We start from the raw sequence: 201 nt of genomic DNA, 5'->3' as shown, positions 1-201 counted from the left end.
AATTCAAACTGACATAGCTATTCTTTAATTCAACCAGGATACGTAGTCGAAAATTCTCAAAGTTTCGGAACCCATAAGCAGTTTTCTTAATGGTCTTGATTTTATTGTTAGTCCCTTCGATGGGGCCGTTGGAAAAGGTTGTTTCAAAACTGTTTTTGATCTCTTGCCGGTGCTTGCGTAAAGTTCGATTAGTTTTTTTGA

General features: G+C 36.8%; 1 protein-coding gene. It reads right to left on the bottom strand.

Annotated elements, in window-relative coordinates:
- Window positions 1-201, bottom strand: a 201-nt coding sequence (locus FC65_RS11410) for a transposase (protein WP_162257084.1), incomplete at both ends; no start/stop codon positions are given.

The sequence above is a fragment of the Ligilactobacillus acidipiscis DSM 15836 genome (assembly GCF_001435755.1).
Taxonomy (GTDB): Bacteria; Bacillota; Bacilli; order Lactobacillales; family Lactobacillaceae; genus Ligilactobacillus; species Ligilactobacillus acidipiscis.
Note: the sequence above shows the minus strand (reverse complement) of the source record. Positions and strands in the feature narration are given on the sequence as shown.